At 61.8% G+C, this 12,993-nt stretch carries 25 protein-coding genes and 1 pseudogene; all 26 read right to left on the reverse strand.

All coding sequences use genetic code 11. The annotated features are described in order from the left end of the window. Positions 1-9 precede the first annotated feature (9 nt). A complete protein-coding gene (gene rpsD / locus VM621_RS13860) occupies positions 10-636 on the reverse strand; it encodes a 30S ribosomal protein S4 (RefSeq protein WP_159894000.1) in 627 nt (208 codons plus the stop codon). Positions 637-647: 11 nt separating this feature from the next. Then, positions 648-1,034, reverse strand: coding sequence for a 30S ribosomal protein S11 (gene rpsK, locus VM621_RS13865; RefSeq protein ID WP_007513384.1), 387 nt, complete (start codon positions 1,032-1,034; stop codon positions 648-650). Positions 1,035-1,046: 12 nt separating this feature from the next. Then, positions 1,047-1,403 carry a 30S ribosomal protein S13 gene (rpsM, locus tag VM621_RS13870; RefSeq protein ID WP_046967236.1) on the reverse strand — a complete coding sequence of 119 codons (357 nt, stop codon included), beginning with the start codon at positions 1,401-1,403 and terminating at the stop codon, positions 1,047-1,049. Positions 1,404-1,528: 125 nt separating this feature from the next. Continuing rightward, a complete protein-coding gene (secY, locus tag VM621_RS13875; protein ID WP_046967237.1) occupies positions 1,529-2,848 on the reverse strand; it encodes a preprotein translocase subunit SecY in 1,320 nt (439 codons plus the stop codon). 4 nt (positions 2,849-2,852) lie between these two features. Beyond that, positions 2,853-3,284, reverse strand: a complete 432-nt coding sequence (gene rplO / locus VM621_RS13880) for a 50S ribosomal protein L15 (protein WP_325469559.1) — start codon at positions 3,282-3,284, stop codon at positions 2,853-2,855. Positions 3,285-3,289: 5 nt separating this feature from the next. Next, positions 3,290-3,493 (reverse strand): 50S ribosomal protein L30, encoded by a 204-nt coding sequence (rpmD, locus tag VM621_RS13885; protein WP_325469560.1) that lies wholly within the window; start codon positions 3,491-3,493, stop codon positions 3,290-3,292. Further along, the gene (rpsE, locus tag VM621_RS13890) at positions 3,486-3,995 is read right to left on the reverse strand and encodes a 30S ribosomal protein S5 (RefSeq protein WP_046967240.1); all 510 of its coding nucleotides are present in this window, start codon (positions 3,993-3,995) and stop codon (positions 3,486-3,488) included. Before rpsE ends, rpmD begins: the two co-directional genes overlap by 8 nt. Before the next feature lie 130 nt (positions 3,996-4,125). Beyond that, positions 4,126-4,476 carry a 50S ribosomal protein L18 gene (rplR, locus tag VM621_RS13895; protein ID WP_325469561.1) on the reverse strand — a complete coding sequence of 117 codons (351 nt, stop codon included), beginning with the start codon at positions 4,474-4,476 and terminating at the stop codon, positions 4,126-4,128. A gap of 29 nt (positions 4,477-4,505) precedes the next feature. After that, a complete protein-coding gene (rplF, locus tag VM621_RS13900; protein ID WP_325469562.1) occupies positions 4,506-5,033 on the reverse strand; it encodes a 50S ribosomal protein L6 in 528 nt (175 codons plus the stop codon). A 10-nt stretch (positions 5,034-5,043) separates the two neighbouring features. After that, on the reverse strand, positions 5,044-5,439 hold the full coding sequence (gene rpsH / locus VM621_RS13905) for a 30S ribosomal protein S8 (protein WP_325469563.1): 396 nt from the start codon (positions 5,437-5,439) through the stop codon (positions 5,044-5,046). A gap of 128 nt (positions 5,440-5,567) precedes the next feature. Continuing rightward, positions 5,568-5,873, reverse strand: coding sequence for a 30S ribosomal protein S14 (rpsN, locus tag VM621_RS13910; protein ID WP_325469564.1), 306 nt, complete (start codon positions 5,871-5,873; stop codon positions 5,568-5,570). A gap of 13 nt (positions 5,874-5,886) precedes the next feature. After that, positions 5,887-6,426, reverse strand: a complete 540-nt coding sequence (rplE, locus tag VM621_RS13915) for a 50S ribosomal protein L5 (protein ID WP_325469565.1) — start codon at positions 6,424-6,426, stop codon at positions 5,887-5,889. 12 nt (positions 6,427-6,438) lie between these two features. Continuing rightward, positions 6,439-6,750, reverse strand: a complete 312-nt coding sequence (rplX, locus tag VM621_RS13920) for a 50S ribosomal protein L24 (RefSeq protein ID WP_046967246.1) — start codon at positions 6,748-6,750, stop codon at positions 6,439-6,441. A 14-nt stretch (positions 6,751-6,764) separates the two neighbouring features. Beyond that, positions 6,765-7,133 carry a 50S ribosomal protein L14 gene (gene rplN / locus VM621_RS13925; protein ID WP_325469566.1) on the reverse strand — a complete coding sequence of 123 codons (369 nt, stop codon included), beginning with the start codon at positions 7,131-7,133 and terminating at the stop codon, positions 6,765-6,767. 11 nt (positions 7,134-7,144) lie between these two features. Then, positions 7,145-7,405, reverse strand: a complete 261-nt coding sequence (gene rpsQ, locus VM621_RS13930) for a 30S ribosomal protein S17 (RefSeq protein ID WP_046967248.1) — start codon at positions 7,403-7,405, stop codon at positions 7,145-7,147. 11 nt (positions 7,406-7,416) lie between these two features. Next, positions 7,417-7,602 carry a 50S ribosomal protein L29 gene (rpmC, locus tag VM621_RS13935; RefSeq protein ID WP_046967249.1) on the reverse strand — a complete coding sequence of 62 codons (186 nt, stop codon included), beginning with the start codon at positions 7,600-7,602 and terminating at the stop codon, positions 7,417-7,419. Next, entirely contained in the window at positions 7,602-8,015 is a 414-nt protein-coding gene (rplP, locus tag VM621_RS13940) for a 50S ribosomal protein L16 (RefSeq protein WP_046967250.1), read from the reverse strand. The genes rpmC and rplP overlap by 1 nt, the downstream gene beginning before the upstream one ends. 11 nt (positions 8,016-8,026) lie before the next feature. Continuing rightward, the gene (gene rpsC, locus VM621_RS13945) at positions 8,027-8,749 is read right to left on the reverse strand and encodes a 30S ribosomal protein S3 (RefSeq protein WP_036115478.1); all 723 of its coding nucleotides are present in this window, start codon (positions 8,747-8,749) and stop codon (positions 8,027-8,029) included. Between the two features lie 15 nt (positions 8,750-8,764). Next, a complete protein-coding gene (gene rplV, locus VM621_RS13950) occupies positions 8,765-9,100 on the reverse strand; it encodes a 50S ribosomal protein L22 (protein WP_046967252.1) in 336 nt (111 codons plus the stop codon). Then, complete coding sequence (gene rpsS, locus VM621_RS13955) at positions 9,100-9,372, reverse strand: 30S ribosomal protein S19 (protein WP_029213892.1); 273 nt, start codon at positions 9,370-9,372, stop codon at positions 9,100-9,102. The genes rplV and rpsS overlap by 1 nt, the downstream gene beginning before the upstream one ends. 13 nt (positions 9,373-9,385) lie before the next feature. After that, positions 9,386-10,207 carry a 50S ribosomal protein L2 gene (gene rplB, locus VM621_RS13960; protein WP_046967253.1) on the reverse strand — a complete coding sequence of 274 codons (822 nt, stop codon included), beginning with the start codon at positions 10,205-10,207 and terminating at the stop codon, positions 9,386-9,388. Positions 10,208-10,225: 18 nt separating this feature from the next. After that, on the reverse strand, positions 10,226-10,519 hold the full coding sequence (rplW, locus tag VM621_RS13965; RefSeq protein WP_046967254.1) for a 50S ribosomal protein L23: 294 nt from the start codon (positions 10,517-10,519) through the stop codon (positions 10,226-10,228). Continuing rightward, a complete protein-coding gene (rplD, locus tag VM621_RS13970; RefSeq protein ID WP_325469567.1) occupies positions 10,516-11,118 on the reverse strand; it encodes a 50S ribosomal protein L4 in 603 nt (200 codons plus the stop codon). Before rplD ends, rplW begins: the two co-directional genes overlap by 4 nt. Positions 11,119-11,129: 11 nt before the next feature. Beyond that, positions 11,130-11,771 (reverse strand): 50S ribosomal protein L3, encoded by a 642-nt coding sequence (rplC, locus tag VM621_RS13975; RefSeq protein ID WP_325469568.1) that lies wholly within the window; start codon positions 11,769-11,771, stop codon positions 11,130-11,132. A 20-nt stretch (positions 11,772-11,791) separates the two neighbouring features. Then, positions 11,792-12,103, reverse strand: a complete 312-nt coding sequence (rpsJ, locus tag VM621_RS13980) for a 30S ribosomal protein S10 (RefSeq protein ID WP_014402136.1) — start codon at positions 12,101-12,103, stop codon at positions 11,792-11,794. 685 nt (positions 12,104-12,788) lie between these two features. Beyond that, positions 12,789-12,993, reverse strand: a pseudogene (gene tuf / locus VM621_RS13985) (elongation factor Tu); the annotation flags it as partial.

Raw genomic sequence — 12,993 nt, forward strand, 5'->3', positions numbered from 1 at the left:
TCCGGTGAATTACTTCGAGTAAAGCTCGACGATCAGGGCTTCGTTGATGTCGGCCGGCAGATCACCGCGATCCGGCACAGCCTTGAACGTGCCTGCGAACTTCTTGCTGTCGACCTCGACCCAGGACGGACGAAGGTCCATCGTGTCGAAAACCGTCGCTGCTTCCTGGACGCGCAGCTGGCTGCGAGCCTTTTCGGTCAGCGAGACTTCGTCGCCCGGACGGACGTGGTAGGAAGGCACGTTGACCTTCTTGCCATTGACCGTCACGGCCTTGTGGGCCACGAGCTGACGAGCCTGGGCGCGGGTAACCGCGAAACCCATGCGGAACACGACGTTGTCGAGACGGCTTTCCAGGAGGCGCAGCAGGTTTTCACCCGTGTTGCCCTTCTGGGTCGAAGCCTTGGTGTAGTAGTTGCTGAACTGACGCTCGAGCACACCATAGATGCGCTTGACCTTCTGCTTTTCACGCAGCTGGACGGCGTAGTCGGACAGACGGGCGCGCTTGTTGGCGCCATGCTGACCGGGTTTGTTCTCGAGCTTGCACTTGGAATCAAGCGCGCGGGCCGGGCTCTTCAGACCGAGGTCGGCACCTTCACGACGCGCAAGTTTGCAGGTAGCTCCACGATAACGGGCCATGGGTATGCTCCTTAGACGCGACGCTTCTTGGGGGGACGGCAGCCGTTATGCGGAATCGGCGTGACGTCAATAATGTTGAGCACTTTGTAGCCCAACGCATTCAGAGAACGCACGGCCGACTCACGGCCCGGGCCGGGGCCCTTGATGCGAACTTCCACGGTCTTCACACCGTAGTCGCCAGCAGCGCGGCCAGCCTTTTCGGCTGCCACCTGAGCGGCGAACGGGGTCGACTTACGGGAGCCGCGGAAACCCGCGCCGCCTGCAGTCGCCCACGACAGGGCGTTGCCCTGACGATCGGTGATCGTGACGATGGTGTTGTTGAAAGAAGCCTGCACGTGGGCCACGGCATCCGTGACAACGCGCTTGATCTTCTTCTTGGTTTTGACCGGCTTAGCCATAATCGGTATCCGTTACTTCTTGATCGGACGACGCGGACCCTTACGGGTACGGGCGTTGGTACGCGTGCGCTGGCCGCGCACCGGCAGGCCGCGACGGTGGCGCAGGCCACGATAGCAACCGAGGTCCATCAGACGCTTGACCGCCATACCGATCTCGCGGCGAAGATCGCCCTCGACCGTGTACTTGGCGATCTCGGCGCGGATCTTCTCGACCTCACCTTCGCTAAGCGACTTGATGGGGGTGGTCGGAACCACGCCCGAGTCGACGCAAACCTTCTTCGCCCGCGAACGGCCGATTCCATAAATGCTCTGCAGGCCGACCCAGACATGCTTCTGGACCGGCAAATTGACACCCGCGATGCGCGCCATGATGTACTGTCTCCGATGCGTTTCGTGCGCGGTAAACGCGCAATTCTAACCTGAATTAACCTAAACGGGAAGTCCTGCGGCGCTGGGCGCCAAGGCCTCCCCTACTTGGGGATCTCCGCTGCGTCTCAGCTGCGACGGAGATTGGACTTCTTAAGCAGACTCTCGTACTGGTGGCTGACAAGATGGGCCTGGACCTGAGCCGTAAAGTCCATCACCACCACCACCACGATCAGCAGCGAAGTGCCGCCGAAATAGAACGGGACGTGCCAGGCGTTCTGCATGAACGTGGGCACCAGGCAGACCAGGACGATGTAAACCGCGCCAACACCGGTAAGCCGGGTCATGACGCCATCGATATAGTCCGCCGTGGCGCGACCCGGACGGATGCCCGGAATCAACGCGCCCGAACGCTTGAGGTTATCGGCAGTTTCCTGCGAGTTGAACACGATCGCCGTATAGAAGAAGGCGAACCCGATCACCAGCACCGCAAACACGATGTCGTGCACCGGCTCACCCGGGCTCAACGCCGTGGTCAGCCACTGCAGCCAACGCGACTGGTGGGCAGTGCCGAACCAGGTCGCCGCGGTCGCGGGGAAGAGCAAGAGGCTGGTCGCGAAGATCGGCGGAATGACGCCCGCCATGTTGATCTTCAGCGGCAGGTGCGAAGTCTGGCGCTGGAACTGGCGCTGACTGCCCTGCTTCGCGTAGTTCACGGTGATACGCCGTTGGGCGCGCTCCATGAACACCACGAAAGCGGTTACCGCCAGGATCAGCGCGGTCACCATGAGCAGCTTCAGAACCGACAGCTCTCCGTTGTTCGCCATGGTCAGCGTGTGCGCAATGGCACCCGGGAGACCGGCCACGATACCGGCGAAGATCAGCATCGAGATGCCGTTGCCGATACCACGCTCCGTGATCTGCTCGCCGAGCCACATCAGGAACATCGTGCCGGCGGTGAGACCGACGACGGATGCCATGACGAAGCCCGCACCGGGCATATAGACCACCGGACCGCTCGCGCCGACCTGCTTCTGCAGGGCCACCGCGATGCCGAACGCCTGGAATGCCGCCAGCCCGACCGTGCCGAAACGCGTGTACATGGTCATCTTGCGACGACCCGACTCGCCTTCCTTGCGCAGAGCCATGAGCGACGGAATGACCGAGCCCATCATCTGCACCACGATCGACGCCGAGATATACGGCACCACACCGAGAGCGAACACCGAGAAGCGGGAAAGCGAGCCACCCGAGAACATGTTGACCATGTTCAGCAGGCCGCCGCCGCCCTCGACCAGGCTGGTCATCGCCTCGGGGTTCACGCCCGGAACGGGAATGAACGAACCGAGGCGGAAGACCACCAGCGCACCAATCAAGAAAAAGATGCGCTGACGAAGTTCCGTCAGTTTGCCCAGCGAGCCGAGCGTTGTGCCCTGCGCTGCTGCCACCTGATTACTCCACGCTGCCGCCGGCGGCTTCGATAGCCGCCTTGGCGCCGGCCGTCGCAAGCACGCCCGAAAGCTTGACCGCGCGGGTGATTTCACCCTTCAGGACGATCTTGACCTTCTTCGCGCGGCTGGTCACGAGACCGGCGGCGTGAAGGGCGATCAGATCGATCGTGTCGGCCTTGATGGCAGCCAGCTGGTACAGACGCACTTCTTCGGTATCGGCCTTCTTCAGCGAACGGAAGCCGACCTTCGGCAGGCGACGCTGCAGCGGCATCTGGCCGCCTTCGAAACCGTAGCGATGCGTGCCACCGGCACGTGCATGCTGACCCTTATGGCCGCGGCCGGCAGTCTTGCCGAGACCGGAGCCGATACCGCGGGCAACGCGGGTGCGGGACTTGCGGGCGCCCTTGCCGGGACGTAGATCGTTAAGACGCATGATTCTTACTCCTCGACCCGAACCAGGTAGTAGACCTTATTGATAAGGCCACGGACCTGCGGGCTATCCTTCAGTTCGCGCACATCGTTGATCTTGCTCAGGCCCAGGGCCTTGACGCTCAGACGATGACGACCCTGCACACCGCGCAGGCCCTTGACCAGGCGGACGCGGACGGTACCGCCAGCGGCGGTTTCGGTGTTCTTAGCCATTGCCGAGGACCTCTTCGATCGTCTTGCCACGCTTGGCGGCGATGCGCTTCGGCGAGGCGACGGCCTGCAGACCCTTGATCGTCGCGCGGACGAGGTTGATCGGGTTGCGCGAGCCGACGGCCTTGGCGAGCACGTCCTTCACGCCGACCACTTCGAGGACAGCGCGCATGGCGCCGCCGGCGATGACGCCGGTACCCTGGGAAGCAGGCTGCATGTAGACGCGAGCCGCACCGTGGTTGGCCTTGATGGCGTACCACAGCGTGCCTTGGTTGAGTTCGATGGTGACCATGTTACGGCGGGCGCGCTCCATGGCCTTGGAAATGGCGACCGGCACTTCACGCGCCTTGCCATAACCAAAACCGACGCGGCCTTCGCCATCGCCGACAACCGTCAGCGCGGTGAAGCTCATCTGGCGGCCACCCTTGACGGTCTTGGCCACGCGGTTGACGGCGATAAGCTTTTCAAGCATGCCGTCCGAATTTTCGCGATCTGTCGAGGACATCTCTTTTCCTGATAGCCCGGAATGATAGTTAGCCGGGACTTCTGTTTACGGCTCGGTCGCCGCTTGGAGTTGTAGGAGCTACATCGGACGACACCGGCCCCGAAGGGCCGATGTCGCTGCCTGACGCCTCTTAGAACTTGAGGCCGGCTTCACGAGCCGCATCGGCGAGAGCCTTGATGCGACCGTGGTAACGGAAACCCGAGCGATCGAACGCGACAGCCTCGATACCAGCGGCCTTGGCACGCTCGGCAACGACGCGGCCCACCGTGGTGGCGGCTTCCATGTTCTTCTTGCTCTTGAGACCTTCGGCAACGGCGGACTGCACGGTCGAGGCGGCTGCCACGACGGTACCGTTCGGTGCGAAGACCTGGGCGTAGATGTGCTGACCGGTGCGGTGCACGCTCAGGCGGTGAACCGCGAGCTCACGGATGTGAGAGCGGGTCGACTTGGCGCGGCGCAGGCGGGAATCGTTCTTGTTCATCGTATTACTCCAGAAAGCGGATAGACCGATTAGGCCTTCTTGGCTTCCTTCAGGATGATCTTCTCGCCCGCATAGCGGACGCCCTTGCCCTTGTAGGGCTCCGGCGAACGGAACGCACGGATCTTCGCCGCCGTCTGACCGACGAGCTGCTTGTCAGCGCCCTTGATCAGGATTTCGGTCTGGGTCGGGACTTCGATGGTGATGCCTTCCGGCGCCTCGAAGACGACCGGGTGCGAGAAGCCGAGCGACAGGTTGACGGCCTTGCCGGCAAGCTGTGCGCGGTAACCCACGCCGACCAGCTCGAGCTTCTTCTCGAAACCGGCGGTGACGCCCTGGACCATGTTGGCGACCACGGCGCGAGCCGTGCCACCGAACTTGTCGTCGGCGCCTTCGGCGAGCACCACGGTGGCGACGCCATTTTCCTGCTGGAACGAAACGCCCGGCAGTTCATGGGTCGTCAGCGTGCCCTTCGGGCCCTTGACGGAGACGGTACCGTTGGCGATCGAGATCTCGACGCCCTTCGGCAGATTGATAGGCAACTTGGCTACACGTGACATACGGGACTCCTTACGCCACCTGGCCGATGACTTCGCCGCCAAGACCCTTAGCACGGGCCTGAGCGTCGGTCAGAAGACCGGCGGAAGTCGAGATGATGGAGATGCCCAGGCCGCCGAGGACCTTCGGCAGCTCGTCCTTGCCGCGGTAAACGCGGAGACCGGAACGGCTGACACGGGAGATGGTTTCGATGGCCGGCTGGCCTTCGAAGTACTTCAGCTTGATCTCGAGGACCGGCTTGCCCGCTTCGTCAGCGGAACGGGCGTCGAGGATATAACCCTCTTTCTGCAGGAGCTGCGCGAGGGCCAGCTTCATTTTCGACGACGGCATACGAACAACCGCTTTGCCAGATGCCTGGCCATTACGGATGCGCGTAAACAGATCGGCGATGGGATCAGTCATGCTCATAAGAAAACCCTTGAGAGTGCACCGATATCCGAATTACCGGAAATCTTTAAATTGTAAAGCCGACAGAAGTCGGTCTGCGTTGCGCAGACCGACGACTATAACAGCTTGCCCCGCCGATGGCGAGTTTTTTACCAGCTAGCCTTACGCAGGCCCGGCACATCGCCGCGCATGGTGGCTTCGCGCAGCTTGTTGCGACCGAGGCCAAACTTGCTGTAGACGCCACGCGGGCGGCCGGTCAGGGCGCAGCGGTTACGCTGGCGCGCCGGGCTGGCATCACGCGGGAGCTTCTGCAGCTTCGTCTGGGCTTCCATCTTCTCGTCATACGAGGCGGTGGCGCTCAGGACGATCGCCTTCAGTTCGGCACGCTTGGTGGCGAACTTCTTGACGAGCTTGGTGCGCTTGATATCGCGCTGGATCATCGAGGTCTTAGCCATGTTCTACCTGTAATCAGTTGCGGAACGGGAAGCTGAAAGCTTCCAGCAGCGCCTTGGCTTCTTCGTCGGTCTTGGCGGTCGTGGTGATGGAGATATCCATACCGCGCAGCGCGTCAACCTGATCGAAGTCGATTTCCGGGAAAATGATCTGTTCCTTGATACCGAAGTTGTAGTTACCACGGCCATCGAAAGCACGGCCCGAGACACCACGGAAGTCGCGCGTACGCGGCAGCGAGATGTTGATCAGGCGATCGAGGAATTCCCACATCTGGGCACGACGCAGCGTGACCTTGCAACCGATCGGCCAACCGTCGCGGATCTTGAACGAAGCGACCGACACGCGGGCCTTCGTCGTGATCGGCTTCTGGCCGGCGATCTTGGTCATATCGGCGACCGCGTTCTCGAGGATCTTCTTGTTACCGGCGGCTTCGCCGACGCCCATGTTGAGCGTGATCTTCGTGATGCGCGGGACTTCCATGACATTCTGGTAACCGAAGCGCTCAGTGAGCTTCGACATTACCGACTCTTTGTAAAACGTTTCAAGGCGGGTCATGACTTCGGTTCCTTACGCGTCGACCACTTCGCCAGAACGGAACACGCGCACCTTGCGCCCGTCCTCGAGCGTCTTGGTGCCAGCGCGCTCGCCCTTATTGGTGGCGGAGTTGAAGAGCTGTACGTTGGAGATATGGATCGAAGCTTCACGCTCGACGATACCGCCAGGCTGGTTGGCCTGGGGGTTCGGCTTGGTGTGACGCTTGACGAGGTTGACGTTCGAGACGACAACGCGCTCGCCGTCAACACGCAGCACGTCACCGCGCTGTCCCTTGTTTTTGCCGGTGATGACGACGACGTTATCACCCTTGCGGATACGGTTCATGGTCTGGCCTCCGCTCAGAGCACTTCGGGCGCAAGCGAGACGATCTTCATGAACTTCTCGGTGCGCAGCTCGCGGGTGACCGGCCCGAAAATACGGGTACCGATCGGCTCGAGCTTATTGTTGAGGAGGACGGCCGCGTTACCGTCGAAACGGATCACGGAGCCATCGGCGCGACGCACACCCTTGGCGGTACGAACCACCACGGCGTTGTACACCTCACCCTTCTTGACCTTACCGCGAGGAATGGCGTCCTTGATGGTCACCTTGATGACATCCCCGACGCTGGCGTAACGGCGCTTCGAGCCGCCCAGCACCTTGATGCACATCATTTCCTTCGCGCCGCTGTTATCGGCTGCGGAAAGCGAGCTCTGTACCTGAATCATGGCAGCTCTCCTTAGACTTCAGCGCGCGTGACGATTTCGACCACGCGGTGATGCTTGGTCTTCGACAGCGGACGGCATTCCGCGATGCGCACCAGGTCACCTTCGTTCGCACCGGTCTCGTCATGTGCGTGAAGCTTCGTGGAGCGACGGATGATCTTGCCGAGCAGCGGATGCTGCACCTGGCGCTCGATCAGCACGGTCACGGTCTGGTTCATTTTGTTGCTGATGACGCGACCCGTGAGGGTACGCGCCGTCTTCGTGTTATCGCTCATGTCCGCCGTCCTTACTTCTTAGCGCCGAGCACGAACTTCGTGCGGGCGATGTCACGCCGAACGCGGCGCAGCTGGTGCGGCTGGGTGAGCTGACCGGAGCCCTTCTGCATGCGCAGATTGAACTGCTCCTTGCGAAGGTCCAGCAGATCCTGCTTGAGCTCGTCCGCCGACTTCTGGTTGATATCTTTGCTGGCCATTACATCACCGCCCTGGAGACGAACTGAGTCTGCACGGACAGCTTGGCTGCCGCCAGGCGGAACGCTTCGCGTGCCGTCGTCTCGTCGACACCTTCGATTTCATAAAGCATGCGACCGGGCTGGATCGGAGCGACCCAGAACTCGACGCTACCCTTACCCGCACCCATTCGAACTTCGATGGGCTTACGGGTGATCGGCTTGTCCGGGAACACGCGGATCCAGAGCTTGCCGCCACGCTTGACGAAGCGCGTGATGCAACGACGGGCCGCTTCGATCTGACGTGCGGTCAGCTGACCGTGCGTCGTCGCCTTGAGGCCGTACTCGCCGAAGCTCACGAGGTTGGAATTGAATGCCAGGCCGTCATTACGACCCTTATGCATCTTGCGGTACTTGGTACGCTTAGGTTGCAACATGGCAACGCTCCTTACTTGGCCGTCCGCTCGCGGCGGTTTTCACCACCATCGCGGCGCGACTGCTGAGGCTGCTGTTCTTCCTTCGACTCGGCGGTAGCTGCTGCCAGATCGAAGATCTCGCCCTTATAGACCCATACCTTGACACCGATGATGCCGTACTGGGTCTTGGCTTCGGCGGTGCCGTAGTCGATGTCCGCACGCAGGGTATGCAGCGGAACGCGACCTTCACGGGCCCACTCGGAGCGAGCGATCTCGGCGCCATTCAGACGGCCGGAAACGTTGATCTTGATGCCCAGGGCACCGAGGCGCATCGCGTTGCCGACCGAGCGCTTCATGGCGCGGCGGAACATGATGCGACGCTCGAGCTGCTGAGCGATCGATTCAGCGACGAGCTGGGCGTCGAGCTCCGGCTTACGGACTTCGCTGACGTTGATGTGCGTCGGAACGCCCATCATGTCGGTGACTTCCTTACGCAGCTTCTCGATGTCCTCGCCCTTCTTGCCGATCACCACGCCCGGACGGGCGGTGTGGATCGTCACGCGGGCGGTCTTGGCCGGGCGCTCGATCTGGATCTTCGAGATACCGGCGGCGGCGAGCTTCTTGCGGAGCATCTCGCGGACCTTGAGGTCGGCTGCGAGATAGACCGCGTATTCGCCCTTATTGGCGTACCACTTCGAGTTCCAGTCCTTGGCAATGCCGAGGCGGATACCGGTGGGATGAACTTTATGACCCATCGTGTCTTACCCCAGTCAGTTGCCAACAACCACGGTGACGTGGCTGGTGCGCTTCAGGATGCGCGAACCGCGGCCTTTGGCGCGGGCGTACATACGCTTCATCGCCGGACCTTCGTCAACGAAGATGCGAACGACCTTCAGCTCGTCGACGTCGGCACCGAGATTGTTTTCGGCGTTGGCGACGGCGGAGAGCAGCACCTTGCGAACAAGGTGAGCGGCCTTCTTATTGGTAAAGGCGAGCACGTCGCTGGCTCGGCCCACGGGCATACCGCGGACCAGGTCAGCCACCAGGCGTGCCTTCTGCGCCGAGATGCGGGCGCTGCGCAGGATCGCTTTGGCTTCAGTGCTCATCACTTGCCCTTCTTGTCGCCGGCGTGGCCCTTGTACGTGCGGGTCACCGCGAACTCGCCGAGCTTGTGCCCGACCATGTTCTCGTTGATCAACACAGGCACGTGCTGGCGGCCGTTGTGGATGGCGATGGTCAGACCGACCATCTCCGGCAGGATCATCGAACGACGCGACCAGGTCTTGATCGGACGCTTGTTATTGGCGGAAACGGCGGCTTCCACCTTTTTCACGAGGTGCAGGTCGACGAACGGACCTTTTTTTAGAGAGCGCGGCATGATCGTTTCCTAATTACTTGCGACGACGCACGATGAACTGCTGGGTGCGCTTGTTGTTACGCGTCTTGTAACCCTTGGTCGGGGTACCCCACGGGCTGACCGGATGACGGCCGCCAGAGGTCTTACCTTCACCACCGCCATGCGGATGGTCGACCGGGTTCATCACCACGCCGCGAACCGTCGGACGGATACCCGCCCAGCGCTTCTTACCGGCCTTGCCGAGCTTGCGCAGGCTGTGCTCCGAGTTGCCGACTTCGCCGATGGTGGCGCGGCATTCAACCGGGACGCGACGCATTTCGCCGGAGCGAAGACGCAGCGTTGCATAACCCTGCTCACGAGCGACCAGCTGAACCGATGCACCGGCGGAACGCGCGATCTGCGCACCCTTGCCCGGCTTCATCTCGATGCAGTGGATCGTCGAACCGACCGGGATCGAACGAAGCGGCAGGCAGTTGCCCGGCTTGATCGGGGAGTCGGAGCCCGACACGAGACGGTCACCCACCGCCACGCCCTTCGGCGCGATGATGTAGCGGCGCTCGCCGTCGGCGTAGCACAGCAGCGCGATGTGCGCCGTGCGGTTCGGGTCGTACTCAAGACGCTCGACAACGGCGGCAATGCCTTCCTTGTCGCGCTTGAAGTCGATGATGCGGTATGCCTGCTTGTGACCGCCGCCGCGATGACGCGTGGTGATGCGACCGTAGTGGTTGCGGCCACCCGTCTTCGACTGCGATTCGGTCAGAGGCGCGTAAGGGGCGCCCTTGTGCAGACCTTCGGTGCGCACGCTGACAGCGTCGCGGCGTCCCGGGGAGGTCGGCTTGTGAGTGATCAGTGCCATCTCAATTCAACTCCTGGCTCAGGCCTTGGCCGACACGTCGATCGTGTGACCGTCGGCGAGGCGCACGTAGGCCTTGCGCTTGCCCTGGCGGTTGCCAGTGCGGAAGCGGAACGACTTGACCTTGCCCTTTGTGTTCACGAGGTTCACGTCCACGACTTTGACGTCGAAGAGATGTTCCACCGCTGCACGGACATCGGCCTTGGTCGCCTCAGGCGCCACGACGAAAACGTACTGGTTGTTCTCAGCAAGGCGAGCCGACTTCTCGGAGATGTGCGGCGCGCGAAGCGTATTGAGCGTGCGTTCGGTGCTCATGCGAGCCACTCCTCGACTTTCTTGACCGCGTCCACCGTCATGACGACGAAGTCGCTACCGACGAGGCTGACCGGATTCAGGGCCAGAACGTCGACGACGTGGATGTACGGAATGTTGCGGGCGGACAGGTAGAGCGCCTCGGTGGCGTCTTCCGACACCAGCAGCACACGACCCTTGACCTCGAGCTCGGCAAGCTTGGCGATCATGCCCTTGGTGCTCGGGGCATCCATCGACAGCTCGGAGACGACCTTCAGGCGGCCCTGGCGGGTCAGCTCGGCAACGATCGAACGGATCGCCACACGATAAGCCTTGCGGTTGACCTTCTGCTCGAAGCTACGCGGCTTGGCCGCAAACGTCACACCACCACCGACGAAGATCGGAGCGCGGTAATCGCCGTGGCGAGCGCCGCCGCCCTTCTGCTTCTTGAACTTCTTGGTCGTACCGGACATCTGACCGCGAGACAGCTGAGCCTTCGTACCGGCACGGCCAGCCGCCTGATAGGCGGTGACAACCTGGTGCACGAGGGCCTTCTTGTACTCGCCGCCGAACACGTCGTCCGACACGGTGAGCGCCTTGGCGCCAATAACGTTGAGTTCCATGGCGTCTCTCCTCAGCCCTTGGTCGTCGGACGAATCACGACGTCACCGCCCGGCGCGCCAGGGACTGCGCCCTTGACTGCGATCAGGTGGCGCTCGGCATCGACCTTGACAACTTCGAGACCCTGCTGGGTGCGGTTGACCGCGCCCATGTGGCCCGACATCTTCTTACCAGGAAACACGCGACCCGGCGTCTGGCGCTGGCCGATCGAGCCCGGGGCGCGATGCGACAGCGAGTTACCGTGCGTAGCATCGCCCATCTTGAAATGGTGACGCTTGATGGTGCCCTGGAAACCCTTACCCTTCGACACGCCTGCGACGTCGACCGTCTGACCGACGGCGAACACGTCGTCAGCCTTGATCTCGGTGCCGATCGCGTACTTGCCTGCGTCTTCCGCGGACACGCGGAATTCCCACAGACCGCGACCCGGCTCAACCTTGGCCTTGGCGTAATGACCCTTTGCGGGGCCCGTCAACAGCGACGCGCGCTTGGCGCCGGTCGTGACCTGCACCGCGCTGTAGCCGTCGTTTTCTTCGGTCTTCACCTGCGTCACACGATTCGGGGTCGCTTCAATCAGCGTCACCGGAATCGAGCGGCCGTCTTCGGTGAAGAGCCGGCTCATGCCGCACTTGCGGCCAACCAGTCCGATACTCATCTTCGTATCCTTTATTCCGCTCAGCCGAGCTTGATCTGCACGTCAACGCCAGCCGCGAGATCGAGCTTCATGAGCGCGTCCACGGTTTTGTCGTTGGGGTCGACGATGTCAAGAACGCGCTTGTGGGTACGGGTCTCGTACTGGTCGCGGGCATCTTTATCGACGTGCGGCGACACCAGAATGGTGTAGCGCTCAATCTTGGTCGGCAGGGGGATCGGGCCGAGGACCGTCGCGCCGGTGCGCTTGGCCGTCTCGACGATCTCGCTGGCCGAACGATCGATCAGGCGATGATCGAACGCCTTGAGCCGAATGCGAATCTTTTGGTTCGCCATAAAAACCGTGTCCTGTTATCGAAAGAACGTTCTTGTGATTCGGAATGGCTTCTCGCCACCCCGCACAACCCAATTACCTAACTACGGGTGCCGCAACGGGCCACCCTGGGACGATGAGAAACCGCCCGGAATGACCCGAAAAGTACAGGCAGGCCGAGTTACCGGTCTGCCCAGACAGAAAAGTATAGAATACACAACGAATTGGGTCAACAGAGCTTGCGCTCCGTGGCCCGTTGGCACTCTACCCGGCATCCTTGCCTGCGAACTCGAAGCACATTCCGTGCGCCTCATTTCGCGGTAAATCGGCGCCCTTGACGGGCACTCGACGTATATAACCCGACGAATATATCGGATCGCGCGGGAAAAGGGAAGCCTTTTCGAACAGGAATGCGGGAGCCGATTCATCGGCGAAGAGCCAACAAAGCGATATAGCCGAGATCCCCCAGCCATGAAGGAGCCGATTCGCCGGCGATGGCCAGGTCGCGGCGACCCCGATCGCCGGCATAGCCGGCTCCCACACGGAGCTGAATCAGTGCAGCCAAAAAAAGGCTCCTACACGGAGCAGAATCAGTGCAGCCAAAAAAGGCTCCCACACCGAGCAGAATCAGTGCGGCCAAAAAAAACGGAGGCCCGAAGGCCTCCGTTTTTCGATACCCGGGCAGGTCACCCTGCCCTGGCGGTCGACTTACTTGTTGATCTTCGCCACGACGCCGGCGCCGACGGTACGACCGCCTTCACGGATCGCGAAACGCAGGCCTTCGTCCATGGCGATCGGGAAGCCCAGCGTGACGTTGATCTTCACGTTGTCGCCCGGCATCACCATCTCGACGCCTTCCGGCAGCTTGATCGAACCGGTCACGTCCGTGGTACGGAAGTAGAACTGCGGACGA

The sequence above is a fragment of the Luteibacter sp. genome (assembly GCF_035539195.1).
In the GTDB taxonomy this organism is placed as follows: Bacteria; Pseudomonadota; Gammaproteobacteria; order Xanthomonadales; family Rhodanobacteraceae; genus Luteibacter.

Bases quoted from the DNA above. Each gene is read 5' to 3' on its own strand.
- rplP (WP_046967250.1), bottom strand. From the start codon at position 8,015: ATGTTGCAACCTAAGCGTACCAAGTACCGCAAGATGCATAAGGGTCGT.
- rplV (WP_046967252.1), bottom strand. From the start codon at position 9,100: ATGAGCACTGAAGCCAAAGCGATCCTGCGCAGCGCCCGCATCTCGGCG.
- rpsC (WP_036115478.1), bottom strand. From the start codon at position 8,749: ATGGGTCATAAAGTTCATCCCACCGGTATCCGCCTCGGCATTGCCAAG.
- rpsH (WP_325469563.1), bottom strand. From the start codon at position 5,439: ATGAGCATGACTGATCCCATCGCCGATCTGTTTACGCGCATCCGTAAT.
- rpsM (WP_046967236.1), bottom strand. From the start codon at position 1,403: ATGGCGCGCATCGCGGGTGTCAATTTGCCGGTCCAGAAGCATGTCTGG.
- rplD (WP_325469567.1), bottom strand. From the start codon at position 11,118: ATGGAACTCAACGTTATTGGCGCCAAGGCGCTCACCGTGTCGGACGAC.
- rplC (WP_325469568.1), bottom strand. From the start codon at position 11,771: ATGAGTATCGGACTGGTTGGCCGCAAGTGCGGCATGAGCCGGCTCTTC.
- rplX (WP_046967246.1), bottom strand. From the start codon at position 6,750: ATGAACCGTATCCGCAAGGGTGATAACGTCGTCGTCATCACCGGCAAA.
- rpsS (WP_029213892.1), bottom strand. From the start codon at position 9,372: ATGCCGCGCTCTCTAAAAAAAGGTCCGTTCGTCGACCTGCACCTCGTG.
- rpsK (WP_007513384.1), bottom strand. From the start codon at position 1,034: ATGGCTAAGCCGGTCAAAACCAAGAAGAAGATCAAGCGCGTTGTCACG.
- rpsQ (WP_046967248.1), bottom strand. From the start codon at position 7,405: ATGAGCGATAACACGAAGACGGCGCGTACCCTCACGGGTCGCGTCATC.
- rplE (WP_325469565.1), bottom strand. From the start codon at position 6,426: ATGACCCGCCTTGAAACGTTTTACAAAGAGTCGGTAATGTCGAAGCTC.
- rpmD (WP_325469560.1), bottom strand. From the start codon at position 3,493: ATGGCTAAGAACACCGAAACCGCCGCTGGCGGTACCGTCCGCGTCCGC.
- rpsD (WP_159894000.1), bottom strand. From the start codon at position 636: ATGGCCCGTTATCGTGGAGCTACCTGCAAACTTGCGCGTCGTGAAGGT.
- rplN (WP_325469566.1), bottom strand. From the start codon at position 7,133: ATGATTCAGGTACAGAGCTCGCTTTCCGCAGCCGATAACAGCGGCGCG.
- rpsJ (WP_014402136.1), bottom strand. From the start codon at position 12,103: ATGGCGAACCAAAAGATTCGCATTCGGCTCAAGGCGTTCGATCATCGC.
- rpsN (WP_325469564.1), bottom strand. From the start codon at position 5,873: ATGGCTAAGACCTCGATGATCCAGCGCGATATCAAGCGCACCAAGCTC.
- rplF (WP_325469562.1), bottom strand. From the start codon at position 5,033: ATGTCACGTGTAGCCAAGTTGCCTATCAATCTGCCGAAGGGCGTCGAG.
- rplO (WP_325469559.1), bottom strand. From the start codon at position 3,284: ATGCGTCTTAACGATCTACGTCCCGGCAAGGGCGCCCGCAAGTCCCGC.
- rplW (WP_046967254.1), bottom strand. From the start codon at position 10,519: ATGAGCACCGAACGCACGCTCAATACGCTTCGCGCGCCGCACATCTCC.
- rpsE (WP_046967240.1), bottom strand. From the start codon at position 3,995: ATGTCCTCGACAGATCGCGAAAATTCGGACGGCATGCTTGAAAAGCTT.
- rpmC (WP_046967249.1), bottom strand. From the start codon at position 7,602: ATGGCCAGCAAAGATATCAACCAGAAGTCGGCGGACGAGCTCAAGCAG.
- rplB (WP_046967253.1), bottom strand. From the start codon at position 10,207: ATGGCACTGATCACTCACAAGCCGACCTCCCCGGGACGCCGCGACGCT.
- rplR (WP_325469561.1), bottom strand. From the start codon at position 4,476: ATGAACAAGAACGATTCCCGCCTGCGCCGCGCCAAGTCGACCCGCTCT.